The sequence below is a fragment of the Pseudalkalibacillus sp. NRS-1564 genome, from assembly GCF_050467905.1.
Classification (GTDB): Bacteria; Bacillota; Bacilli; order Bacillales; family Guptibacillaceae; genus Guptibacillus; species Guptibacillus hwajinpoensis_B.
Genome location: NZ_JBITPM010000038.1, coordinates 63,763 through 88,670, shown reverse-complemented (window position 1 = coordinate 88,670; position 24,908 = coordinate 63,763). Strand labels below are relative to the sequence as shown.

Annotated in this window: 30 protein-coding genes and 2 riboswitches; of the genes, 1 reads left to right on the top strand and 29 read right to left on the bottom strand. The window is 39.8% G+C overall.

The window, feature by feature from the left end; all coding sequences use genetic code 11:
* Positions 1–72 precede the first annotated feature (72 nt).
* The 8 genes from ACIFPW_RS17315 to ACIFPW_RS17280 form a co-directional block, all read right to left on the bottom strand.
* Complete coding sequence (locus ACIFPW_RS17315) at positions 73–591, bottom strand: spore maturation protein (protein ID WP_408962613.1); 519 nt, start codon at positions 589–591, stop codon at positions 73–75.
* Entirely contained in the window at positions 588–1,181 is a 594-nt protein-coding gene (locus ACIFPW_RS17310; RefSeq protein WP_430246150.1) for a nucleoside recognition domain-containing protein, read from the bottom strand. The genes ACIFPW_RS17315 and ACIFPW_RS17310 overlap by 4 nt, the downstream gene beginning before the upstream one ends.
* Positions 1,174–2,334, bottom strand: coding sequence for a D-alanyl-D-alanine carboxypeptidase family protein (locus tag ACIFPW_RS17305; protein WP_430246218.1), 1,161 nt, complete (start codon positions 2,332–2,334; stop codon positions 1,174–1,176). The genes ACIFPW_RS17310 and ACIFPW_RS17305 overlap by 8 nt, the downstream gene beginning before the upstream one ends.
* Before the next feature lie 69 nt (positions 2,335–2,403).
* Positions 2,404–2,952 carry an isoprenylcysteine carboxyl methyltransferase family protein gene (locus tag ACIFPW_RS17300; RefSeq protein WP_430246148.1) on the bottom strand — a complete coding sequence of 183 codons (549 nt, stop codon included), beginning with the start codon at positions 2,950–2,952 and terminating at the stop codon, positions 2,404–2,406.
* Positions 2,943–4,046 carry a type III polyketide synthase gene (locus ACIFPW_RS17295; RefSeq protein ID WP_430246146.1) on the bottom strand — a complete coding sequence of 368 codons (1,104 nt, stop codon included), beginning with the start codon at positions 4,044–4,046 and terminating at the stop codon, positions 2,943–2,945. The genes ACIFPW_RS17300 and ACIFPW_RS17295 overlap by 10 nt, the downstream gene beginning before the upstream one ends.
* A gap of 163 nt (positions 4,047–4,209) precedes the next feature.
* Positions 4,210–4,584, bottom strand: a complete 375-nt coding sequence (locus ACIFPW_RS17290) for a hypothetical protein (protein WP_430246144.1) — start codon at positions 4,582–4,584, stop codon at positions 4,210–4,212.
* A 35-nt stretch (positions 4,585–4,619) separates the two neighbouring features.
* A complete protein-coding gene (gene scpB, locus ACIFPW_RS17285; protein ID WP_194221978.1) occupies positions 4,620–5,198 on the bottom strand; it encodes an SMC-Scp complex subunit ScpB in 579 nt (192 codons plus the stop codon).
* Positions 5,195–5,944: a segregation/condensation protein A gene (locus tag ACIFPW_RS17280; RefSeq protein ID WP_430246142.1), complete on the bottom strand. Its 750-nt coding sequence runs from the start codon at positions 5,942–5,944 to the stop codon at positions 5,195–5,197. The genes scpB and ACIFPW_RS17280 overlap by 4 nt, the downstream gene beginning before the upstream one ends.
* Before the next feature lie 237 nt (positions 5,945–6,181).
* Between ACIFPW_RS17280 and ACIFPW_RS17275 the strand changes: the two genes are divergently transcribed.
* Positions 6,182–6,709: a DUF309 domain-containing protein gene (locus ACIFPW_RS17275; RefSeq protein ID WP_430246140.1), complete on the top strand. Its 528-nt coding sequence runs from the start codon at positions 6,182–6,184 to the stop codon at positions 6,707–6,709.
* 21 nt (positions 6,710–6,730) lie between these two features.
* Here the strand turns inward: ACIFPW_RS17275 and ACIFPW_RS17270 are convergent, their stop codons facing one another.
* From ACIFPW_RS17270 to deoB, 21 genes are all read right to left on the bottom strand, one after another.
* Entirely contained in the window at positions 6,731–7,093 is a 363-nt protein-coding gene (locus ACIFPW_RS17270; protein WP_194221981.1) for a GNAT family N-acetyltransferase, read from the bottom strand.
* Positions 7,094–7,322: 229 nt separating this feature from the next.
* On the bottom strand, positions 7,323–7,793 hold the full coding sequence (gene ribH / locus ACIFPW_RS17265; RefSeq protein WP_430246138.1) for a 6,7-dimethyl-8-ribityllumazine synthase: 471 nt from the start codon (positions 7,791–7,793) through the stop codon (positions 7,323–7,325).
* A 33-nt stretch (positions 7,794–7,826) separates the two neighbouring features.
* Positions 7,827–9,020 (bottom strand): bifunctional 3,4-dihydroxy-2-butanone-4-phosphate synthase/GTP cyclohydrolase II, encoded by a 1,194-nt coding sequence (locus ACIFPW_RS17260; RefSeq protein WP_194221983.1) that lies wholly within the window; start codon positions 9,018–9,020, stop codon positions 7,827–7,829.
* A gap of 26 nt (positions 9,021–9,046) precedes the next feature.
* The gene (ribE, locus tag ACIFPW_RS17255; protein WP_303530893.1) at positions 9,047–9,703 is read right to left on the bottom strand and encodes a riboflavin synthase; all 657 of its coding nucleotides are present in this window, start codon (positions 9,701–9,703) and stop codon (positions 9,047–9,049) included.
* On the bottom strand, positions 9,703–10,785 hold the full coding sequence (ribD, locus tag ACIFPW_RS17250; RefSeq protein ID WP_430246135.1) for a bifunctional diaminohydroxyphosphoribosylaminopyrimidine deaminase/5-amino-6-(5-phosphoribosylamino)uracil reductase RibD: 1,083 nt from the start codon (positions 10,783–10,785) through the stop codon (positions 9,703–9,705). Before ribD ends, ribE begins: the two co-directional genes overlap by 1 nt.
* A 142-nt stretch (positions 10,786–10,927) precedes the next feature.
* A riboswitch (FMN riboswitch) is annotated at positions 10,928–11,073 on the bottom strand.
* 22 nt (positions 11,074–11,095) lie between these two features.
* Complete coding sequence (locus ACIFPW_RS17245) at positions 11,096–11,533, bottom strand: peptidylprolyl isomerase (protein WP_430246133.1); 438 nt, start codon at positions 11,531–11,533, stop codon at positions 11,096–11,098.
* Between the two features lie 92 nt (positions 11,534–11,625).
* The gene (lysA, locus tag ACIFPW_RS17240) at positions 11,626–12,945 is read right to left on the bottom strand and encodes a diaminopimelate decarboxylase (RefSeq protein WP_430246131.1); all 1,320 of its coding nucleotides are present in this window, start codon (positions 12,943–12,945) and stop codon (positions 11,626–11,628) included.
* 100 nt (positions 12,946–13,045) lie between these two features.
* Positions 13,046–13,233: riboswitch (Lysine riboswitch) on the bottom strand.
* 46 nt (positions 13,234–13,279) lie between these two features.
* Entirely contained in the window at positions 13,280–14,773 is a 1,494-nt protein-coding gene (locus tag ACIFPW_RS17235) for a spore germination protein (protein ID WP_404681738.1), read from the bottom strand.
* Complete coding sequence (locus ACIFPW_RS17230) at positions 14,754–15,332, bottom strand: stage V sporulation protein AE (RefSeq protein ID WP_430246129.1); 579 nt, start codon at positions 15,330–15,332, stop codon at positions 14,754–14,756. The genes ACIFPW_RS17235 and ACIFPW_RS17230 overlap by 20 nt, the downstream gene beginning before the upstream one ends.
* 5 nt (positions 15,333–15,337) lie before the next feature.
* On the bottom strand, positions 15,338–15,688 hold the full coding sequence (spoVAE, locus tag ACIFPW_RS17225) for a stage V sporulation protein AE (protein ID WP_226613903.1): 351 nt from the start codon (positions 15,686–15,688) through the stop codon (positions 15,338–15,340).
* Positions 15,688–16,701, bottom strand: a complete 1,014-nt coding sequence (gene spoVAD / locus ACIFPW_RS17220; RefSeq protein ID WP_430246127.1) for a stage V sporulation protein AD — start codon at positions 16,699–16,701, stop codon at positions 15,688–15,690. Before spoVAD ends, spoVAE begins: the two co-directional genes overlap by 1 nt.
* A gap of 13 nt (positions 16,702–16,714) precedes the next feature.
* On the bottom strand, positions 16,715–17,173 hold the full coding sequence (gene spoVAC / locus ACIFPW_RS17215; RefSeq protein WP_430246125.1) for a stage V sporulation protein AC: 459 nt from the start codon (positions 17,171–17,173) through the stop codon (positions 16,715–16,717).
* Positions 17,173–17,604, bottom strand: a complete 432-nt coding sequence (locus ACIFPW_RS17210; protein WP_430246123.1) for a stage V sporulation protein AB — start codon at positions 17,602–17,604, stop codon at positions 17,173–17,175. The genes spoVAC and ACIFPW_RS17210 overlap by 1 nt, the downstream gene beginning before the upstream one ends.
* Entirely contained in the window at positions 17,601–18,218 is a 618-nt protein-coding gene (locus ACIFPW_RS17205) for a stage V sporulation protein AA (RefSeq protein ID WP_430246121.1), read from the bottom strand. Before ACIFPW_RS17205 ends, ACIFPW_RS17210 begins: the two co-directional genes overlap by 4 nt.
* 200 nt (positions 18,219–18,418) lie before the next feature.
* Positions 18,419–19,174 carry an RNA polymerase sporulation sigma factor SigF gene (gene sigF / locus ACIFPW_RS17200; protein ID WP_283154038.1) on the bottom strand — a complete coding sequence of 252 codons (756 nt, stop codon included), beginning with the start codon at positions 19,172–19,174 and terminating at the stop codon, positions 18,419–18,421.
* Between the two features lie 12 nt (positions 19,175–19,186).
* Complete coding sequence (gene spoIIAB / locus ACIFPW_RS17195; protein ID WP_430246119.1) at positions 19,187–19,627, bottom strand: anti-sigma F factor; 441 nt, start codon at positions 19,625–19,627, stop codon at positions 19,187–19,189.
* Complete coding sequence (gene spoIIAA, locus ACIFPW_RS17190) at positions 19,627–19,977, bottom strand: anti-sigma F factor antagonist (protein ID WP_430246117.1); 351 nt, start codon at positions 19,975–19,977, stop codon at positions 19,627–19,629. Before spoIIAA ends, spoIIAB begins: the two co-directional genes overlap by 1 nt.
* A gap of 100 nt (positions 19,978–20,077) precedes the next feature.
* Entirely contained in the window at positions 20,078–21,256 is a 1,179-nt protein-coding gene (locus ACIFPW_RS17185; protein ID WP_430246115.1) for a D-alanyl-D-alanine carboxypeptidase family protein, read from the bottom strand.
* Positions 21,257–21,532: 276 nt separating this feature from the next.
* Positions 21,533–22,834 (bottom strand): pyrimidine-nucleoside phosphorylase, encoded by a 1,302-nt coding sequence (locus tag ACIFPW_RS17180; RefSeq protein ID WP_430246113.1) that lies wholly within the window; start codon positions 22,832–22,834, stop codon positions 21,533–21,535.
* A gap of 22 nt (positions 22,835–22,856) precedes the next feature.
* Positions 22,857–23,681: a purine-nucleoside phosphorylase gene (locus ACIFPW_RS17175; RefSeq protein WP_430246111.1), complete on the bottom strand. Its 825-nt coding sequence runs from the start codon at positions 23,679–23,681 to the stop codon at positions 22,857–22,859.
* A gap of 21 nt (positions 23,682–23,702) precedes the next feature.
* A complete protein-coding gene (deoB, locus tag ACIFPW_RS17170; protein WP_430246109.1) occupies positions 23,703–24,881 on the bottom strand; it encodes a phosphopentomutase in 1,179 nt (392 codons plus the stop codon).
* Positions 24,882–24,908: the final 27 nt, after the last annotated feature.

Genomic DNA, 24,908 nt, shown 5'->3' with positions numbered 1-24,908 from the left:
ATTTATTATGCTCAAACAGGAATGTTCCAAACATTCCGTTACAATAAAAAAAGCCATCGAATAAGATGGCTTCTATCCAAATACGAGAGTGACAAATATAATCGCTGCTGCCATCCCGACTAAATCTGCTAACAATCCAACTTTAAGAGCATTTCCCATTCGTTTGATGCCAATCGCCCCAAAGTAAACCGTAATGACATAAAGCGTCGTATCTGTACTTCCTTGCATGGTAGAGGCTAGCCTCCCAATAAAGGAATCTGGCCCATATGTGCTAATAATATCCGTTGTCATCGCAAGCGCACCGGTACCAGAAATCGGGCGAATGAGAGCCAAAGGAACGATTTCTGTAGGTACCCCAATCGCTTCTAGTGGTACTCTTAATAATCCACTAAGAAAGGCCATTGCACCAGATGCTCGAAAAACAGAAATCGCTACCATCATGCCTACCAAATAAGGAACGATCGAAACCGCAATAGAAAGCCCTTCTTTACCTCCTTCTACAAAGGTTTCATAAGTTGGTACTCTTTTCCACGTTCCGTACGCAAGAATAAACCCGATCAATAAAGGGATAATCCAGATCGATGCATTCACAGAGATCCTCCCCTTTTGCTTCTTCGATAGAAAAACCGATCAATGAAGAGAGCTCCAATTGTAGAACATGCTGTAGCAGCAATTGTTGTACCAACAATTTCCGTTGGTGAAACTGATCCATATTTCATCCGAATAGCTATAACACTAGTTGGGATGAGAGTTAAACTTGATGTATTGAGCGCTAGGAGGGTAATCATTGACCTTGTTGCATTATCTTTCATATCATTGAGCTTTTTTAACTCTTCCATTGCCTTTATCCCCATTGGCGTAGCTGCATTTCCAAGGCCGAACATATTCGCCATCATGTTCGAGAGAATATATCCCATTGCAGGATGATCAGGGGGAACTTCCGGAAACAGCTTCCGAGCTATCGGTTTAAATCCTCTTCCCAAAAGGTCTAACAGTCCTGCTTTCTGAGCAATCTTCATCAATCCAAGCCAGAAAATAAGAACACTTAACAACCCTATACAAACAGCTATCGCTTCTTCAGCCCCAGTAAATATTGCTTTATTGACCTCTTCCATCGTTCCATTAATTAGAGCAAATAGAATACCAATGAGAAATAAGCCAGCCCAGATGAGATTAACCATTCGGCTCACGTCCGATATCTAATGAAAATAACCCTTTAAAAAATCCCCATAATCCTTTTTCCTTTTTTTCAACGGAGTCAAAAGTAATTGGTGCTTTCACAATTGTCTTGTTATTTAGTTTTACAACATACATTCCAACAGGATCATCTGTTGACCTCATTTCATCCCACTTACTTTCATCTGGAGGTTCTACAAGTTGGATGGTGGAATCAATTTGATCTCTTTCTTCTGAGGTTAAAGGATAGTAAAGATCTCGATTCAATCTCACATTGCCTTTGTAAGGTTCATCCTTCACATCTTTAATAATCCCTTTAGGCTCAAGTAGAGTCAGCTCATAGTTACTATAACCCCAATTAAACATCGAAATATGATCATTCCAATCATCAGGCGCATTTAAAGTAACAGCAATAAGAATCATACCATCACGTTCAGCAGTAGAAACGAGTGTACGCTTAGCTCGCTTTGTGTATCCCGTTTTCCCACCAGTGGAATCAGAGTATAAACTAGTTAACAGCTTATTTTTATTACGCCATACATAATCCCAATCCTCTGTCGCATTGGGTGCCTTATGTACTTTAGTACTTGAAATAATACGGTAAGTGTCATTATCCATGGCGTACTGTGTTAGGATAGCCATGTCATAAGCTGTCGATAGATGATTCTCATGATCATCAAGTCCATGAGGATTCATAAATATTGTGTGCGACATCCCAATTTCTTCTGCTTTCTGGTTCATCAATGTAACAAAGCCTTCTAAACTGCCTCCAACTTCTTCAGCAATTGCCACAGCAGCATCATTACCAGAACGAAGCATTAAACCGTATACCAAATTTTCAAGTGTTATTTTCTCTCCTTCTTTTAAATAGAGAGAGGAACCTTCTGTCCCAGCAGCGTTTCCACTAATTTTTACTGTTTCATTCATTTTACCTGACTCAATCGCAATGATCGCAGTCATAATTTTTGTGATACTCGCTATTCGTCTTTGTGTATAGGCATCTTTTTCGTAAAGGACTCTTCCTGTTTCTTGTTCAATTAGTATGGCACTTCTCGCTGAGACGCCTACTCCCTCTGCTACTACTCCTCTTGGAATCATGAGAAACAGCAGAGCAGCAATTAAAATAAAGACGCCAATTTTTGTCTTAAGTGATTTCATCATGACATCCACGTCCCTTAAGCTCTATATTTGTACAAGTCTATGAGCAAGAGACGCAGTATATGTCTTTCATTCCTTTTCGGCATTCGGAAACATCACGGGATAATTGGTCGACTCTTTTAACGCTTTCTCTTCAGCGGGAATACGAACTCTCAGAAGTAATACTGCATTTAGCACGGTAAAAACAATCGCAGTGAAGTAAGAGGAGAAAATAAGTGGCAAAGAGAGAATTTCTAGTGCCACAATTAAATAGTTAGGGTGTTTCAAAAATCGGTAAGGACCCTTTTTTACAACATCTGCATCTTGTAGGACGATTATTTTTGTATTCCAAAAGCGGCCCAGACTTCTAATTGTCCAGACTCGAAGGCATTGAGCCAAAAGAAACACAAACAGCATAACAGACCAGACGAAGGAGAGAGTGAAACCTCGTAAAATCGCTTCAATCGCTACTGCGAAAAGAAAGAAAATGTGTAGCAGCACAATGTATTTATAATGATTTTTTCCAACTTCTCTTGCTCCCTGCTCTTTCATCCACTTTTCATTTTTTTTAGCTATATATAGTTCAATTAATCTTTGAAACACAAGAAGGATAAAAACCCCAGTAAATATTAGCCCCATTTTTTATGCTCCTTTTTCCATTCTAGCAGCAGCAGTTCTGAACAAAAACCAGGTCCGAGAGCTGCCATTAATCCAAGATGTCCATGTTTACACCCATTTCTCAAAAACTGGTCTAGTACGTAAATAACGGTAACTGAACTCATATTTCCATATTCTTTTAATACATTTCTCGATACTGCAGTCATCGACTTATCGAATCCGAGAGCTTCTTCATATGCTGTTAATACTTTTGTTCCTCCTGGATGGGCAATAAAATAATCTATTTCTTGCGTGGTCTTCTCTTGAATAGAGAGGAATTCCAGAACATTAGGTTCAAGCCAACTTGACACAATCGCGGGAATAGACTTAGAGAACACTACGTGCAAGCCTTCGTTGCTAACTTCCCATCCCATCACATCTTCTGAATCTCTCATTAATGTGGAGCGTGTGGCGACGATGCCTGGAATGCTCGGCAAGGTTGAACGCCTAAGAAGAGATGAAGTCTCACCTGTCAAAAGTACAGCTGATATCCCATCAGCAAAAAGTGCTGTTCCAATAAGGTTGCTCTTGGAAAAGTCACCATGTTGAAAAGTAAGACTACACAGCTCAACATTCACTACTAGAACAGCTTGATCAGGATGGGCAAGACAATAATCATTCGCTCTTGCAATACCTGCAGCACCACCTGCACAACCAAGTCCCCAGATGGGGATCCGTTTTGTATGTGGAGAGAATGGTAGGACATTCATAATTCTAGCCTCTATACTCGGTGTAGAAATACCTGTTGTTGACACAAAAAATATTGCATCGATATCTCTACAATCAATCATTTCATTTAAGTAAAAGGGATTGTTCAGACAGTCCAATATTGCTTCTTTAGCGTATTCAACAGAAAGAGAAACGTATTTTTCGTTTTTTTCTTCAAATGTTGGGCCACTACTATACCATTCTAGTGGCATAGCGAAATATCTTTTATCTATTTCAGCACTTTGAAAAACAGGTAGCAGACGATCTATATTTTTAAAATGTGGACCAAATTGCCTTTTAGCAAAAGTCGCAGCTTCTGTTTGTAGAAGACAATGAGGGGGTAAAGATTTTCCGATCGATAGTATCATTGATCTGAGCTCCTATTCCTACTCTTTTCAATTAGTGTTCGAAGTTTATTTCATTTTTATTCTAGAACCGTTAATAACTAGAAAAGAATGGAAGATTCACTCATTTGAGCCAAAAATGATACATCAATATATGCGAACATAGTCAAAGCATAAAAAAGATGCCTCAGTATGGAGGCATCTTTTCTTTGTTTGAATGTAAATACGTACCTGTTGTTTTTATCTCATGGATGATCGCGAGAAGCTCTTGTAAATCCGCCTTCTTAAGCGGATCAACAAACTCATTTTCACTACTAATATACAAACGTTTTCGATTCGGATAAGATGAAAGGAGATTCAGTGCGATTGCTTCGTGAATGGGGGTCTCATAATCCCAAAATTCTTTAATGGCAGTTTCTGCAAAAACACCAGGATATAAAACATGAAATCGCTTTACCTTTCCATTCTCCTCATACGTTATTGTAGAACGAACGAATGAATCTTCAGGGGAGTTTGCACGATCTTTTTGAAGCTCCTCGAAAGCAACATGAGTTAACCGCATCGATTGTCCTCCTTCATCATGATCGAACTTAGCATCTACTCAGAGATTTCCTGAAACTTCTCAAAAAACAAGTCTGCTTCCTCATCTTCCTTATCTTCTGTCCCATCAGGTAAAGGGGGTAGATCCTTGATTGAGCTTAAACCAAAATGAAATAGAAACTCTCTAGTTGTTCCATATAAAATCGCTCTTCCAGCTTTTTCGGCTCTGCCCGCTTCTTTAATGAGCAATTTACTCATTAAAGTTTGTAAAGGCTTATCCGTTTTAACACCGCGAATTTCTTCTATTTCTACCCTTGTTATTGGTTGCTTGTAGGCGACGATCGCAAGTGTTTCAAGAGCTGCCTGCGATAAAGTATGATTACCTGGTGTCGCTACTAGTTTTTCGATATAGGGAGCATTTTTAGCATTTGTAGTGAGCTGATAGCCACCACCAATAAAACTAATTTTAAAACCGCGATCTTTTTCATTGTATTCATCCTGCAAATCACTTATTGCACTTAGAAGGGTGTCTTCTTCCAATGAGATGGTTTCACAAAGATCTTTCACTGTGATCCCTTCATCACCAACTACAAATAGAAGACTTTCGATAATGCTTTTTATTTCTTCGTTTGTCACACTGATGCCTTCCCTTCTCGTTCAAAAATCATAATTTCGCCAAAGTTTTTATCTTGTTCACAAGCCACATCTCTCGTTTTCATTAACTCAAGGACTGCAAGAAACGTCACAATCATATGCCCACGATCCTTTTCACTAAAAAGATCACTAAAACGCGTCTTTCCACTTCCTCGTAGCTGGTTCCGAATAGCGTTCATTCGATCTTCAATAGGAACATCTTCACTTTGAATCCGTGTACGCTTTGGTTTCTTTTCCTTTACACGTCTGGACATTTTTTGAAATGCCGCAAGCATATCATACAATGTAACGTCGCCAATGGAGGTTTGACTATCCTCATGACTAAATTCACTAGTATCCACAGGTGGCCGAGCATAAATAAGGCTTCGACTACTTTCTTTTTCCTTTAAATCATTCGCAGCCTCTTTAAACCTTCGATACTCAACAAGACGTTGAACGAGTTCATCACGGGGATCATCTTCAAACTCAGGGTCCTGTTCGAAAATTTCTTCTTCTTTTTGAGGAAGAAGCATTTTGCTTTTTATCGCAAGCAACGTCGCAGCCATAACAAGATATTCACTTGCCACATCAAGTTCTAACTCTTGCATTGTATGGACAAACGTTAAGTATTGATCTGTAATTTGCGAGACCGGAATATCATAAATATCCACTTCGTACTTATTTATAAGGTGGAGCAAAAGATCCAATGGACCTTCAAATGCATCAACCTTTACACTGTATTGCTTCATTTTCCATCTTCCTTTATCCAAGTCCATCTAGTATTCCGATTATATCACATTTACAATAGGGGCTTACAGCAATGCAAGAAAACCATCCGGTTCATTTTTAACGTAAATTGATTTCCATTGATCGTTAACAGTTTGATAGCATCCTGACGACTGATCACTATTTTGATCCATAAGAGCACTCGCTTTATCTATTTAACACACATGTGCTACACTACTAAAAGAAATGGAGGAATCAGCATGTATTCAAAAGCCTATATTGATTATTTGGCTCATTTCCATGGACTTCGTGATTATTTTGAATGCCATGAAATCCTCGAAGAACATTGGAAAGAGGATCCGCGTGGAAGTCGTAAACTTCATTGGGTAGGTCTTATCCAAATTGCTGTTGGCCTCTACCACCATCGACGCGGTAATTTCACAGGGGCAAAGAGAATGATTGCTAATGCCCTACGCATTTCCAAAAGCGAAAGTGAAGAACTCGATAAATTAGCGATAAATATTGATCAACTTTCTAAAAACCTATCAAAAGAGTTACAACTCATCAACACTCACTCTCCATACCAGGGATTTGATATTCCTCTCACAAGCTCCACCCTTCAAACGGCTTGTGAAGAAAGATGTCGTGAACTTGAATGTACTTATGGTAGTAAAAGCGATCTTTCGAATATAGAACTTATCCATCGTCATACGAGACGTGATCGATCAGATGTAATTGAAGAAAGAAAACAACAATTTGAAATAAAACAACAGAAAAGGAACGGCTAAGCCGTTCCTTTTCTTTGCATCTTACTTCATATTTTCTTCCAAGTGACACCTTTCAAAAAATGTCCCCGTATATTCATTACCCTTAATAGATATTTCATCACTTAGCATTTCTCGAAGTGCTTCAACCATTTGTTTTCCAATTCCTTGATGGCGATGGGAAGGATTAACGCTAATATCCTTTAACTCTACTTCGTTGTCGTTTACCCATTCAATTCCGAGCAATCCAATAATATCTTCTTCTTTCCAAAGAAAAAGCTGCAAAGAATCCATATCCTCATAGTCTTTAATCGATTGTTGCAGTTTCTTAATATCTTTTTCGTTCGGCATGAAGCTTAATAGCCCCATGGCTATTTTCTCATGAGCTTTCTTATAACGAATTAGCATGATTATCCCTCATTAAAGTAATTCTTGGCTTTCCGTTTAATAACTTATTCTAAAATCAATTAGAATGTTAAAATGATTCGACGAACAAGCTCAGCTAGCATGATAATGACAATGATCACACAGACCTAAGAATCAACCATTTTCTTTCTCTCTTCTTGGCTTTACGATTCCAAACTCTTTTGCCCTTCATCGCATACCATACTCATCATAGCCAAAAATGAACTGATAATCAACCTTCAAATGATTTTGATAAATTAGCCATTTCAATTGCTGCCGTTGCAGCATCCCAGCCCTTGTTACCAGCCTTAGTACCTGCACGTTCAACAGCTTGTTCAATGGTATTTGTGGTTAATACTCCAAAAATAACAGGTACACCCGTCTGCATCGTTAAATTCGCCACGCCTTTAGAAACTTCTCCACACACATAATCAAAGTGTGGTGTCGCCCCGCGAATAACCGTACCAAGCGTAACAATTGCATCATATTTTCCCGTTTCAACCATTTTCTTTGCGGCAAAGGGAATTTCAAATGCTCCAGGAACCCATGCTACATCAATGTTTTCTACGGACAAGCCATGACGCTTCAATGCGTCTTCAGCACCTCCAAGTAACTTACTTGTAATAAATTCATTAAATCTTCCTACTACTATACCCACTTTTAACCCAGATCCAACCAAGTTTCCTTCAAATGTTTGTCCCATTATTAATATCCTCCTATTTTCATACGTAAATTTTTAGAAATGAAGCATGTGTCCTAGCTTGCTATGTTTTGTTTTTAGGTACTTTTCATTCTCTTTTCGAGAAGCCATCTGAAGAGGTACCCTAGATGCTACTTCAAGACCATAACCTGTTAACCCAGCTATTTTACGAGGATTGTTTGTCAGAAGGTTCATTTTAGAAACACCAAGGTCTCTCAAAATCTGTGCCCCTATTCCATAATCCCTTAAATCAGGCTTAAATCCAAGCTTCTCATTCGCTTCAACTGTGTCGTAGCCCTGTTCTTGCAGTTTATAGGCTTTCATTTTATTAAGAAGCCCGATACCTCTTCCTTCCTGGCGCATATACAAAAGCACTCCATGACCTTCCTCTTCAATTTGTGCCAATGCAGCATGTAGTTGTGGACCACAGTCACATCGAAAAGATCCAAACACATCACCAGTTAAGCATTCAGAGTGAACTCGCACAAGAGTTGGTTGATCTGGTAAGATTTCTCCTTTAATCAAAGCTACGTGCTCTTTCTGATCAAGAATGTTCGAATACCCTACCGCTCTAAAAGAACCAAACTCAGTCGGAAGTTCTATTTCTACTTCTTTTCGAACAAGAACATCTTTACGGTTACGATATTGGATCAGATCTTTAATCGTAATCATTTTCAAATCATACTCTTCAGCAATTTCCTTTAGATCAGGAACGCGCGCCATTTCACCGTCTTCTTTCATAATTTCACAAATAACACCAGCCGGGGCAGAGCCAGAGAGTCGTGCCAAATCGACTGCCGCTTCCGTATGACCTGCTCTTCTAAGGACCCCTCCATCCTTAGCAATCAATGGGAAAATATGACCTGGTCGATTAAAGTCTGAAGGTTTAGCATCCGGGTTAATTAAGTATTGAATTGTAGATGCTCTTTCAGCTGCCGAAATTCCTGTAGTTGTACTTTTGTGGTCGACACTCACTGTAAACGCTGTACCATGAGAATCTGTGTTATGATCTACCATTGGACTCAACTTCAGTTCATTTGCACGCTCTTCCGTAATCGGCGTGCAAACAAGGCCTCTTCCTTTTGTAATCATGAAATTGATTGTTTCAGGTGTGACTTTATCGGCTAAAGCGATAAAATCCCCTTCATTCTCCCTGTCTTCATCATCACAAACGATCACCACCCGGCCTTGCATTAAATCATAAATCGCTTCTTCTATTGTATGAAACATATACGATGACCCTCCTGATAGTACCATTATTTAAATCCATGATCTTCAAAAAACTGACTCCCAAGTGAAGCAGTAGGTTCGGGTTTTGAACCGCTTCTTTGCTCCAAGTACTTCATAATGTATTTACCAAGCATATCGCATTCTATATTCACTGTATCTCCCACTCTTTTTCTCCCAAGCACCGTTTCCTCTACGGTATGGGGAATAAGAGATATAGTAAGAGAGTGCTCCCCTATTCCAAAGACCGTAAGACTAGTACCATCAACAGAAACTGAGCCTTTTTCAACAAAGTAAATTAAAAGGTTTCGCGGAATCGAGATGTCATAATAAACAGCATTATCGATTTGTTCTACACGAGTAATTTTCCCCACACCATCAACATGTCCAGAAACAAAATGACCACCAAAGCGTCCATTTGCGGACATAGCTCTCTCAAGATTCACCGATGAGTTTGGCCCTAGCTGACGAAGACTGCTTGCACGAAATGTTTCAGGCATAATATCTACGGTAAAAGAAGAGTCTGTATACGTCGTAACAGTTAAGCACACGCCGTTTATCGAAATGCTATCTCCTAAATGAACGTCTTTTAAAATAGTCGACGCCGCAATTTGCATTGCAATGGATTCTCCTGATTGTTGAACACTTTCAACTCTTCCGATTTCTTCCACAATACCTGTAAACATTAAGAAAGCCTCCTTGATGAAATAATTCGAATATCATTTCCAATTTGTTCTACGCTATCCACTTGTAAATCGATCGCTTCATTCATCGTTTTAAAACCTGCACCTCCGAAAGCCGTAGGAGATTGACTCCCACCAATTAGCTTCGGCGCAATGTATGTAATAACTTGTTGAAAAGAGCGTGATTCAAGAAAGCTACCGTGTATTTCTGAACCACCTTCAACAAATACTGATGTAATTTCTCGTTCCCCTAAAAGGTCAAGAACTTTATCCATTGGGAGCAGTGGATCTGTGACAGCGATGATTTGGACATGTTTTGGGAAAGATCGCTTATTTTTTAGCGCAGCTCGTTTTGTTGTAATGATCCATGTTTCTGCATTCTCATCACTTATTACTTTAGCGTCAGAAGGCATCCTCAATTGACGATCTAACACGATTCTAATCGGCGATAGCCCTTCACCGAAACGAGTCGTTAGTGATGGGTCATCAGAGAGGACGGTTCCAATACCTACAAGAATGGCATCATGTTGATGACGATAGGCATGAACATCTTTTCTCGAGTCTTCCCCCGTAATCCATTTACTATCACCTGAATGAGTTGCTATTTTGCCATCAAGCGTTGTAGCAGCTTTCAACGTTACAAATGGTCTTTTTTGAGTAATGTAATGGAAAAACATCCGGTTTAGCTGTAAGGCTTCTTCTTCCATAAGCCCAATATGGACAGCTATGCCTGCTTTCTTTAGTTTAGTCACACCATTTCCTGCGACCAGGGGATTCGGATCTTGACTTGCAATAAATACCTCTTTGACTCCTGCTTGAATTAAAGCATCAGCACAAGGAGGCGTCTTTCCATGATGACTACATGGCTCCAGTGTCACATAGGCAGTACTCCCACTTGCTCGATTGCCCGCCATCTTGAGTGCTTGAATTTCGGCATGGCCTTCTCCAGCCTTTAAATGAGCTCCCATCCCTACGATACGCCCACTATTAACAATGACAGCTCCTACGGAGGGATTCGGACGCGTTTGACCTATCGTACTTCTAGCTAAATCGATCGCTGTTTTCATAAAATCCGTATGATTCATCGTATTTACTCCTGTTCCACTCTCCGTTATTGGTTGAGAAGGAGAACAAAAAAAGCCTCCCAAAACACAGCTGTCCCGGGAGGCAAAAGTATATGCCAAATAAGCCTTTTGAATCTATGATTCAAAAGGAAATTGGTCACTTTTATTCCTTCTCCCATCCAGACTATACTGTCGGTTCTGGTTTCTCACCAGATCCACCGTTTGCTTACGCAACCGGGTCACGGACTTAGCTAGCATAAGCTAGTCATCACCGCCGGTTGGGATTTTCACCCGACCCCGAAGGAAAGTATTAAGTTTTTAAGAGTCTGATCTATTCTTCGTCCCAGACTTTTACTTCTTTCATTACGTCACCCTGTTTAACGCGAAGGACCGTATCCATTCCTTCTGTTACTTGACCAAAAACGGTATGAACGCCGTCTAGATGAGGCTGAGGTTCATGAACTAGGAAAAACTGACTGCCGCCCGTGTTTTTACCAGCATGTGCCATAGACAATGAGCCTGCTACGTGCTTATGAGGGTTACCTTCTGTTTCACAGTCAATTGTATATCCTGGTCCACCCATTCCAGAACCTGTAGGATCTCCACCTTGAGCAACAAAACCAGGGATTACACGGTGAAAATTCACACCGTTGTAGAAACCTTCATTTGCAAGCTTCTCAAAGTTAGCAACAATGTTAGGTGCTGCTTCTGGATAAAATTCAATTTCAATAACTTCTCCATTTTCAAATGCAATTGTTCCTTTTTTCATAAATAAATCCTCCTGCACTAACAATTTTCTTAAAAGCTCTTTCATTATAGCACAGACTGAAGCTGTTCCATATCATTTATGCTTTTCAACTATTATTTTGATATAATCGCTTGTTTTAATGGCAAATCATGTCGAACTAAATCCTCGTATGACTCTCTCTCAACAACAAGGTTGGCCTCACCATTTTCAACAAAGACAACAGCTGATCTTGGTAATCTATTGTAGTTATTTGCCATGGAATAACCATATGCCCCCGTTGAAAAAACAGCCATCGTATCACCAGCAATCGCTCGCTGTAACTGGCAATCCCAAATTAACATATCACCTGATTCACAACACTTTCCTGCTACAGAGTATAGGTGGTCTTTTGCTTCATTCATTCGATTTGCTATTGTGGCTTCATATTTTGCCTGATAGAGAGCAGGGCGTAAATTATCCGTCATCCCTCCATCTACAGCGAGGTAATGTCGCAACTCTGGAACATTTTTGTGTGAACCAACCGTATATAACGTCATTCCAGCTTCTCCTACTAGTGAACGACCAGGTTCAATCCAGATCTCAGGCATGTTCATTTGCCCTGTTACCTGATTTCTGATTGTTTCAATCATAGCTTCGATGTAGTTCCCTACTGGTAATGGGTGATCTTCACTCGTATATCGGATTCCAAATCCTCCACCAAGGTTAAGGACTTCAGGCTCAAAACCATAGGCATCATACCATGTTGTAAGATAGCTATAAATCTTTTCAATAGCCATTACAAAACCATTTGTTTCAAAAATTTGTGAGCCTATATGACAATGAAGTCCAAGAAGATGAACAGCACTCATTTTTGTTACATCCAATATCGCGCGTTCTACCTGACCACTCTGTAAATCAAAACCAAATTTAGAATCTTCTTGGCCTGTTAAAATATAATCATGCGTATGTGCTTCAATACCTGGTGTTATACGCAACAGCACATTAGCTTTCACATTTTTTTCTTCTGCAATTTGCTCAAGGAGAGATAATTCGTAAAAATTATCAACAACGAAGCAACCTATTTCTGCATCAAGCGCCATTCTAATTTCAGATTCACTTTTGTTATTTCCATGAAAATGAATACGCTCCACGGGGAAACCTGCCTTCAAAGCAGTATAAAGCTCTCCACCGGATACAACATCCAAACTTAATCCTTCTTCTTCTGCAAGTTGGATCATTGCCATACATGAAAAGGCCTTACTAGCATAAGCTACTTGATAGTTTACATTCTCACGTTCAAAGGCACTTCGAAACGCCCTTGCTTTGTCTCGAATCATAGCCACATCATAAACATATAACGCAGTGCCAAATTTTTTTCCTAATTGGACCGTATCGATCCCTCCAACTGTTAAATGCCCCTCTTCTGAAACTGCAGATGTACCGTATAAATTCACAATCATTTCTCCCCTCTCGCTTATATAAATGCGAGCTCCCTCCACACAATAAGAAAAACAGCCAACTTTATAGATAGGCTGTTTTCTCCGTATCCTCACGAGTTGGATTAGCTCACCACTGAAAGAAATTCATCCTCCAGTGACAGTCTGCAACTTATTCAGCAGCAGCCCAGCAAGAAAAGGATGGGTCCTTTCTCACTTCGGCAAATTGACCTTTCTGATATCGTCTTCGCATTCCATTCTATGCTCAGATATCTTACTCATTCGTTTTGCGCCTCTATCCCCATTACGTTCAATGAGGTCTATTCAATTAAGAAATAAATTATCATACTTTTTAAGATTCGGCAAGTGGTTTGTCCGGCTGCTTCGTTTCATTCTGGGGCTCTGTAATACTTGGACGCAATTTTGTCAAAGGAACAGAAACGCGAATTAGCACTTGAATAAACGCTTTTGCATTAAAAGGAATGAATGGCCATAAATAAGGTGTATTTAATGGCTTTAAGGCGACTAGGAAGAGAATAATAGCTGTCACGCCTATTATATATCCTGGAACTCTGAAGAAAAAGACAAGGAAAAGTAGTAATAATCTAACTAGTTTGTTCGCTATTGATAACTCATAACTTGGCGTTGCGTAAGAACCTATAGCCGCAATAGAAACATACAGAATAACTTCTGGAACAAATAATCCTACATCGATGGCAATTTGACCAATTAATACAGCCGCAATTAAACCCATCGCTGTAGAAAGCGGGGTAGGCGTATGAATGGCGGCCATTCTCAGTGTTTCGATCCCAATTTCTGCAAGAATGATTTGAATAAATATCGGCACATTCGTTTCATCATTTGGCCCAATAAAATCAATCGATTTAGGCAACAACCCAGGTTCATATACCGCCAATAACCACAGGGGAAGTAACAATAGCGCTGCTAGCATTCCTCCAAAGCGGACCCATCTCAAGAATGCACCTGGTAATGGAGCTTCCCTGTATTCTTCTGCATGTTGAACATGGTGGAAAAAGGTTGTTGGCGTAATAATAACACTCGGAGAAGTATCGACGATAATCAAGACATGCCCTTCTAACAAATGGGATGCGGCTACATCTGGCCTTTCCGTATATCGTACAAGTGGAAAAGGATTTCCCGCCTGATGCACTAAAAACTCTTCAACAGTTTTATCAGCCATAGGAATACCATCAATATTAATTTCTTTTAGTTTTTTCTTAATGATTTCAACTAAGTTTGGGTTAGCTACATCCTGAATATAAGTGATACACACATCCGTTTTGGAACGCTCTCCGATTTGAAATATTTCATTACGCAAACGACCATCTCTAATACGCCTTCTAGTAAGTGCAGTATTCTCAATAATATTTTCTGTGAAACCGTCTCTAGAACCTCTGATCACTTTCTCAGTGTCTGGCTCTTGAGGCGTTCTACCTGGATACTTTCGAACATCAATAATGTAAGCAATCTCTTCGCCTTCCATAAATACAGCGATCAGTCCAGAAAGAACTTGATCGACGACCTCATCGAACGTCTCTACTTTTGTTACTTGCTGATGGGGTAAATGATTATGGATAACTTGCTCGAATTTAACGGTCAAGCGATGATGATCATCTAATTCCATCAATTCACGCATGATTTCAACAATGATTGATGTATCACATAAACCAGTACAATAATAGAATTGTATTTCTTTATTCAAAATCTTGAGTTTACGTACACCTACGTCAAAACTTTCCCCAATGCCAATTGATTTTTTCAAGAAGTCTTCATTTTCTTTTAATTTTTTAAATATTTTTTGTTTGTTATTCATTTTTGTTGTCATAGAAACCGCTCCTTTCAAGCAGAATTTGAACGGCTTTCAATGTTATAGGCGACCCAACCTCCGGATCATCAAGCCCAGACATTTTACCTATATCACCGACACCTATAATAATTGGGACATTCAGTTTATCTAAAATAGATACAGTATCCCCATCTATTCTCCCGGCTTCCATATCAGCAAATCCATTCTTATCAACACCGAAATGCGTTAATTCACCATCCCTGTCGATGGAAACATCTACTCTCGTCCATTCAGAGAAGTGTGTTCTCGAGGCAACTGCAATCGCACCAAGTAGTTCAACATCTTCATCCTCAGCCACAGCCTGCATCGCTAGTTCTCCATAACCTTCACCCGGAAAACCACTGTCATCAAACATTACAAAGATTGGATCGTGTGGAGCTTCTTTAATTAGGGAAACAATTTCATAACCAGCAAGCGGGGTTGGATTTCCTGCTGATTGGCTAATGCATCTCCCGCCAATATCCGAAGCCACTTTTTCAATTGCTTTTTGCGCGTAAAGATCTCCATCAGTAACGAAAATAACCCGCCGCTTGTTCAATTCATTCACCCCTTTGGCTTGAATATAATGGCTATGATAAATCCGAAAACAATAGCTGATGAAATTCCAGCTGAAGTTAACTGAAATATCCCCATTGCAATGCCTATAAATCCATGTTCCTCTCCTTGCTGCATCGCCCCATGTAGCAAGGAATGCCCAAAGCTCGTAATTGGGACTGTCGCACCTGCTCCTGCGAATTCAATCAGTCGATCGTATATACCAAAACCGTCAAGAATCGCTCCAGTCACCACAAAAGATGACATTACATGAGCAGGCGTTAATCTAAAAATATCGAGCAATAACTGACCAACAACACAAATGGCTCCTCCTACTGCAAAAGCAATGAAGTATTCCACTATTCCTCACCTCCAACTCGCTCAAAAACCACTGCATGAGCGATAGCAGGCATACTTTCTTTCTGTTGCACCATAACGGGGCTATGCAAGCATCCTGTAGCAGTAACTAGAATTTTTGAATACTTCCCTTGTTTTAGAAGCTCAATGAGATGACCATACGTAACAACCGCCGAACAGGCACACCCGCTTCCACCTGCGAATACTTCCTTCTGATCAGGTCGATAGATCATTAACCCACAGTCATTATGATTATTAGTAATGTCAAACCCTTTCTCAAGCAATAAATCACGAACAATCGGAGAACCAACTGCAGATAAATCTCCAGTAACAATTAAGTCATAATCTGAAGGTTTTACATTTAGGTCCTCAAAATGTGTGGCCAATGTATCTGCTGCCGCTGGCGCCATCGCACTCCCCATATCAAACGGATCCTTGATTCCCCAGTCAACTACTCTTCCAATCGTTGCCGCAGAGATTTGAATGTCCGATAACTCCTGACTAACTAACGCAGCTCCAGCACCAGTTACAGTTGATGTCGCAGTACCAGGTTTCTGACCTCCATATTCTGTTGGATAACGGAACTGTCTTTCAGCAGTTGCATTGTGGCTACTCACTCCAGCAATAGCCCTCTCAGCAAAACCACCATCAACTAGAGAAGATGCAATCGCTAGGGATTCCATGGATGTCGAGCATGCTCCAAAAACACCTAGAAAAGGAATATGATTAGACCTTGCTGTATAAGTTGCGCTTACGATTTGATTTAATAGATCACCCGCTACAAAAACATCAACTTGATCAGGAGCTAATTCTTTTTTCTTCAAACAACTCATTACTGCATCTTCTAACAATTTTCTTTCAGCAAGCTCCCAATTTGCCTGATTACAATGAAGGTTAGCATAGGTCACATCAAAAGAATTTCCAAATGGACCTTCTGCTTCCTTTGGGCCTGTTGCTGTACCTACTGATTGTAAATAAACATTTGAAAAACTCCATGTTTGCTTTCCTGATTTCATACAGGTTCTCTCCTTATATCAGGGCTTTAAAAACCATTCTGACCATCCCTACAATGTAAGCCGCAACGACGCCAAACACGATGACTGAGCCAGCAAGTTTAAACATATTGGTTGCTATACCAAGTACAATCCCTTCGCTTTTATGCTCGAGAGCAGCACTAGTAATCGAATTAGCGAAGCCTGTAACTGGTACAGCTGAACCTGCTCCCGCAAATTGACCAAGCCTGTCATACCAACCGAAAGCCGTTAATAAAGCTGCGATCAATATGAGAGTGGCTACAGTCGGGTTTCCAGCATTTTCTTTAGAAAAATCAAAGACATTGATATAGAAATTCTGAACACCTTGCCCGAACATACAAATAAACCCGCCTACAACAAACGCTTTTATGCAGTTGAAAAAATACGGCGGCTTTGGCTGATACTCTTTAATGTTCTGACTATACTTTTCCTGATCGTTTAATGATTTTTTCATTACTTGATCCCTCCATCCACAAAAATTGTCCAATGAAACAATGATCCGAATACTTTACCAAGTACTATAGCCATTAGTAAAACCAAAATTTTATCTATAAACCCAATCCGTTTCGTTAATATTGGCAAGACATTAAGTACTTCTGTTAATGCTGCTGCTAACATCCCAATAAATATACCTGCACCGAGTCCAATTGGGATCACTACAAATTTGGGCAGGCCAAGAGTTGGATTTCTTAACGATAACCAACTTGCCACTACAGCACCTACAATGATCCCCCATTCATAAAAACGAATGAGGTGTAACGTTTTGGACAATTGAGTGAGCCTGGGGATAATGCCAAGAACTGAAAGAAATGCAACAAATCCAGCCCCAACCGCAATCCCTTCAGCAAATCCGATTAACATCACTAAGAGAAATTGAGCATTCATGGTTTCGAATTTCCGTTTTCTTCGTTCTCATGAACGATTACATATTGATCAAGGTCCTGTTGATAATTAAACATTTCCACTTCAAGTGGGCTAGGTTCTTCGTTAAACCGCTTTTTGAAAAGATGGTTAAAGAACAGGACCATCCCAATTCCAAGTCCAAATGAGTATGGTACTTGTAGAAGCAGTGGTTTTGGATTGTCGATTCCAGTCACAATTTTATATATTTGCTGATGAACCTCTCTCATACTGACGTCTTCATGAAAATTCATAATAGCGAGGGCCGCACCAATAAATAATAAAAACCAGATAAGAACAAAATAAACGGGTGCTAATTTCTTCTTTGGATACTGAACTTCTACAATCGTTTGTGTAGGACCGACTACTTGAATCTCAACGTTTTCCATTTCGCTATGGATGGACATAATGACTTTCATAACATCGATTACGACTAAGTTCTTATCCTCTTTCGTCACATGGTAAATCTGGATATTCTCCACCTTACTACAACAAGAATCTTCTCCTATGAGCTGAGCAATATCACCAATCAATAACTTCTTATTAGGTGGTACTTTCTTTTTTTGCCTAAGTCGAAGATATATTATCTGACTATCCATGATCCTCCACCTCCTTATTCAAGGGGCATATTGGTTATAGTATGTTTCTACCAAATGACTCTCATTCTTTAGCAACCTAAGTACCATTAATTCCCTAGAAGTTTGGGTCCTTTTTATATCATCCATTCATTAATCTTAGTGATAGCTCTATTATTATTCTGGTAAAAAAATCCTTTGCAAACAAAAAAGAACAGAATGAGCTATTTGCTCATCTGTTCTTTAATTTGTTTTAATATTTTCTTTTCAAGTCTCGATACTTGAACTTGAGAAATCCCCAGTCTTTCTGCCACTTCAGACTGAGTTTGATCTTTGTAATACCTTAAATAAACAATTAGTCTCTCACGATTATCAAGATACTGCAATGCTTCCTTAAGGGCTAATTTATCAAACCAAGCACTATCTGTATGATCGGCAATTTGGTCGAGTAAAGTGATAGGATCTCCATCGTTTTCATAAACCGTTTCATGAATAGAAGTTGGTGCCCTTACAGCTTCTTGTGCCATGACAACTTCTTCCGGCGTGACTTCTATTCGTTCTGCAATTTCATTAATTGTCGGCGTTCTGCCGAGCGTTTTCGATAACTCATCCTTCGCTTTCCTAACTTTATTGCCGGTTTCTTTAAGGGATCGACTCACTTTCACTGTTCCATCATCTCTAATGAAGCGCTGAATTTCCCCGATAATCATTGGTACCGCATAGGTGGAGAATTTCACATCGTAACTTAGATCGAACTTATCCACGGATTTTAACAAACCAATACAACCGATCTGAAACAGGTCATCCGCTTCATACCCTCTATTTAGAAATCGCTGCACAACGGACCAGACGAGACGCATATTCTTTTGAACAATGAGGTCTCTGGCTCCCTGGTCCCCATTCTGGCTTTGTTTAATCAATTCCTTCACTTCATCAGGCTTCAGTTGCGACTGCTTCCCTTTTCTAACCTCCACGTCCATATGCAGGTCCCCTTAATTACATAGCGCTTTATTTTTTGATAGATACTTCATTAAGTGAATGGTCGTACCCTGGCCACTTGCAGACTCCACTTTGACCTCATCCATAAAATTCTCCATAATTGTAAAGCCCATCCCTGATCGTTCTAGTTCAGGCTTTGTTGTAAACAAAGGTTGTCTTGCTTCCTCAAGGTCAAGAATTCCCATTCCATGGTCACGAATGGTTAAATTGACCGTGTCGTCATTTAACTCGACCGAAATGTAAACCTTCTCTTCAGAATTTTGCTCATATCCATGAATAATGGCATTTGTAACAGCTTCCGATACAACTGTCTTGATTTCAGTAAGTTCATCAACAGTTGGATCGAGCTGCGCAATAAAAGCTGCTACAGTTACACGAGCAAATGATTCATTTTGACTGAGCGCAGAGAACTCGATATCCATACGATTCCTCATTATGCCACCCCCAAAGTAGCGAGGGCATGCTGCTCATCAGCCTCAAGCCTCACAATTTTAAAGAGACCTGACATTTCAAATAATCTCTTAACAGGTGGAGAGATTGAACATACGACCATTTCTCCTCCAAAACTCTTCACTTTATTGTACCGCCCTAGAATAACACCGAGACCTGAACTATCCATGAATGAAAGACCTTCTAGACTTAGCACAATATGTTCAATTTTACGCTCTTCAATAATCGAATCTACCCTGTCTCTTAGTTCTTCTGATGTATGATGATCCAACTCTCCATCAAGACGAATCAAAAGAACGGGATGGCGCACTTCAAGATTGATCGAAAGACTCACGTCACATTCCTCCTCATGTTTGCTTGTGAGTTTTTTCTCTCTTTACAGGGTTAATTCCTTCTTCGTGACAAAACTAGTGAGATTTCGATGAAAGAGGTGATCACTTGACAGTTTGAGTAGGCGCTTTGGCGAACTGTGCAGCTGTTCGTTTCATCAGCTGCCACCAGGAAGCTTTTTGAATGTCTTTGGCTGCAATAACCGGAGATGTAGCTGTCACATGACCATCTATTTTCACAGACAACTCACCTACCTCTTCCCCTTTCTTAACAGGTGTTTCTATATTCTTATTGACTTTGATGCTTGTTGTAATTTTACCGTTTTCTTGCCCTTTCTTAAGAAGAACGGAAACTCGCTCAGATGTTACAACAGACATGGTAGGTTGATCTCCTTTATTTACCTTTACTTCTTTCACGATGTTGTTTCGATCGAATAACTTATGTGTTTTATATTGAGAAAATGCATAATCAAACAGTTTAGTAATATCTGCATTACGTACTTTTGGAGATGGAGCACCCATTACAACGGCCACCACTCGCATGTCATCTCTTTTCGCCGTTGCCGTAAGACAATACTTTGCTTCACTTGTAAATCCTGTCTTCAACCCATCTACACCAGGATAAAATTTAACAAGCTTATTAGTGTTAACGAGCCAGAATTTCTTATCTGTATCCTGCCTCAGGTAGTCTTCATATAATCCAGTATATTTTGTAATCAATTCATATTTAAGAAGCTCTTTAGCCATAAGGGCCATATCATTTGCAGTGGAATAATGACCTTCCGCTGGTAATCCAGTAGGATTTACAAAATGAGTGTTTTTGAGTCCCATTGATTTTGCTTTTGCATTCATCGAATTAACAAATTCTTCTTCCGAACCAGCGATCGCTTCAGCCATTGCTACCGAAGCATCATTACCGGAAGCAATTGCAATACCTTTTAACATATCGTTAACCGTCATTTCTTCCCCTGCCTCAAGAAAAATCTGTGAACCACCCATCGAAGCAGCATATTCACTTGCTCTAACTTTCTGATCGAGGCTTATTTTTCCACTTTCAATCGCTTCCATAATTAAGATCATGGTCATGATTTTAGTCATACTTGCAGGAGGAAGCTTTTTATCACTATCTTTTTCAAACAATACTTCACCTGTATCTCGCTCAATCAAAATAGCGGAAGAAGAATTCTCTGCGATTTTTAGCTTTGCTTCTTCTGCATGCGCAAAAGAAGGAACAATAAGAGTTACTCCCAGCAAGAAGGCGAGCGCTGTTGCAACAACTTTCATTGGTGATCCCTCCATTCTTAGTATTACAAGGATTTCCAACATCTTGGAAAAATATACGAATTCTATATCCTCTATTGATAATCGCATTCACTCTCCTTAAATCTTTTCACGGATGTATACACATGGACATGTTAATGAAGTAGTTGATTATTGCCTTAATTACGCTCTGAGATGAAGATGTCACGTGAATGAGCCAAAAAGATAAGCTCACATAGCTAAACACATAAAAAAAAGAAGCCTCCCAAAAGAGACTTCTCAAGATACTATCTTTTTTTATTAGTTAATAACTTTATAAATTAGCTGTGGCTTTTCAGCAGCTTGCTTAGAAAGAGTATAAGCTTCATTAATTTTATCGATTGAGTTCTGAACGTCTTCTTCATCACTGTGAAGAACAACTAGTGCTTCGCCTTTCTCCACTTTATCGCCGACTTTTTTCTTCAGGGTGATCCCAACACCGTGATTAATTTGATCGTCTTTTGTCGCTCTTCCTGCACCAAGATACATAGCAGCAACACCAACAGATTCAGCATCAATTTCTGTTACATACCCATCTTGATGTGCCGAAACTTCAATATCATGCTTTGCCTGTGGAAGTTTAGAAAGATCATCAATGACGGATACATCCCCACCTTGAGCTTGAACGAGCGTTCTAAATGATTCAAACGCTTTTCCATTTTGAAGATTCTCTTCAAGTGTTTTATACGCCGTCTCAAAGTCATCGAAAGCACCAGCTATCACTGTCATATGTGAAGCAAGTTCTAGAGAAAGCAGGCGAAGATCCTCGATATTTTCTCCTTGAAGAACCTGACAAGCTTCTCGAACTTCATTTGCATTTCCTACTTCAAAACCAAGCGGCTGACTCATATCACTAATAACTGCCACAGTGTTTCGTCCAAGGTTGTTTCCGATGTTAACCATTTCTTTAGCAAGAGCTTCTGAGTCTTCAAGCTTCTTCATGAAAGCACCGGATCCGGTTTTGACATCAAGAACAATACCATCTGCTCCAGAAGCAAGCTTTTTACTCATGATAGATCCTGCGATCAATGGAATGGAATCCACAGTAGCTGTTACATCACGAAGCGCGTATAATTTTTTATCTGCTGGAGCGAGGTTCCCTGTCTGACCAGCTACAGAAAGTTTATGTGTATTCACATTATTCACAAATTCTTCTTTGGTCATCTCAATGTGGAATCCTTTAATAGACTCCAGCTTATCTAAAGTTCCACCGGTATGACCTAAACCTCGGCCAGACATTTTTGCAACTGGTACACCTACAGAAGCAACCAATGGACCAACGATAAAGGTTGTCTTATCCCCTACTCCTCCAGTTGAATGCTTGTCCACTTTATGACCCTCTATAGCAGATAGATCGATTGTTTCTCCAGACTCTACCATTGCTTGGGTAAGCATAGCTGTTTCATTAGACTTCATCCCATTAAAATAAATCGCCATCATTAAAGCTGACGCCTGGTAATCAGGGATGTCCCCCTTTGTATATCCTTCAATAAAGAAATTAATTTCTTCTTTTGTCAATTCATTTCCATTACGTTTTTTTTGAATAACATCAACCATTCTCATTTGAATAGCTCTCCCTTCTACTTTAACCCATTTTACTTACAATTGTTTTAACTAAAAGAAGGAAGTTTGCCTTTACCTTCTCTGTTGTTTCAATGACTTCGTCGTGGTGAAGTGGTTGATCCAGAATTCCGGCAGCCATATTTGAAATACAAGAGATACCAAGTACATCCATGCCCGCATGTCTGGCAATGATAACTTCTGGTACAGTTGACATTCCAACGGCGTCTCCACCTAGCGTTCTTAGCATTCTAACTTCTGCTGGGGTTTCATAAGTTGGTCCAGTATTTCCGACATATACTCCAGATTGTAGTTTCATTCCAAGTTCTGTTGCCGTATCTTGTGCTAAACGTTGAAGATCCATTGAATAAGCGGTAGACATATCCGGGAAACGTGGTCCAAACTCATTGCTATTTGGTCCAATTAATGGATTTGTTCCAAAGTTATTAATGTGATCAGCAATAACCATTAAATCTCCAGGTTGGAACTCTTCATTTATACCACCTGCAGCATTCGTTACGATTACTTTAAGAATCCCAAGTTCTTTCATCACTCGAACGGGGAATGTTACTTTATCCATTGAATATCCTTCATAAAAGTGAAAACGCCCCTGCATGGCTGCTACTGCTTTTCCATTTAACGTTCCGAATACAAATTGTCCAGCGTGCCCTTCTACTGTTGAGACGGGAAAATTCGGAATGTCACTATAGGGGATTTGGACTGGGTTTTCAATTTCTTCAGCCAGTACACCAAGACCAGAACCTAAGATCAGCCCGATTTCTGGACGAAACTCTCCAACTTGACTTTGTATATAGGATGATGCATCTTGAATTTCTTGTTTAATTGTCATTTTCGTTCCTCCTCTTGATTCTTAAAGCTTTTTAAGAAAGCTTGTCCCGTGTTTTGGTAACGTTACATCAAAATTATCCGCAATAGTTGCTCCAATATCAGCAAATGTGTCACGAATACCGAGATCTACCGCTTCTTTTATCCCTTTATGGTAGGCAAGTAATGGAACATATTCACGTGTATGATCTGTTCCATGATGAATTGGATCATTCCCATGATCAGCTGTGATCAATAACAAATCATCTTCTTCTATTCGATCGAGAACTTCCTTTAATCTCTCGTCATACTCTTCTAGCGCTTCACCATAGCCTTGTGGGTCTCTTCTATGCCCATATAATGCATCAAAGTCCACGAGGTTCAGGAAGCTGATTCCTTCAAATTGCATTTGTTGAGTTTCAAGCAACTTATCCATACCGTCCATATTTGATTTCGTACGAAGAGACTTTGTTACACCTTCTTCGTCATAAATATCTGAAATCTTTCCGATTGCAATAACGTCTTTCTCATTGTCTTTTAATTCATTCATAACCGTATGTCCAAACGGCTTAAGCGCATAATCATGGCGATTGGAAGTGCGTTTAAACTCGCCTGGCTCTCCTAGAAATGGTCTTGCGATTACTCGTCCAACCATATATTCTTCTGCTTTTGTCATTTCTCTTGCAATCTCACAAATATGATAAAGCTCATCCAATGGAACAACATCTTCATGGGCCGCAATTTGAAGAACAGAATCTGCAGAAGTATAAACAATAAGTGCACCGGTCTTCACGTGCTCTTCACCAAGTTCTACAAGAATTTCTGTCCCTGAAGCAGGTTTATTTCCAATGATTTTTCTTCCAGTTCTGCTTTCAAGCTCGGAGATGAGATCGTCAGGAAATCCATTAGGGAAGGTTCTAAAAGGCTGCTCTATGTGAAGGCCCATAATTTCCCAATGACCAGTCATCGTGTCTTTCCCATTCGAAGCTTCCATCATTTTAGTATAATGTGCCATTGGCTTATCTGCTTTACTAACCCCATTAAGTTCCCGAATGTTGCCAAGACCCAATTTCTCCATATTTGGCATCTTCAAACCATTCATATGATCTGCTATATGACCTAGAGTATCTGCACCTAGGTCGTCAAATTGATCAGCATCAGGAGCCTCACCAATACCCACCGAATCCATTACAACCAAAAATACTCTCTTAAATCGTTTTGTCATTATGATCCTCCTCATTCAATGTCTATC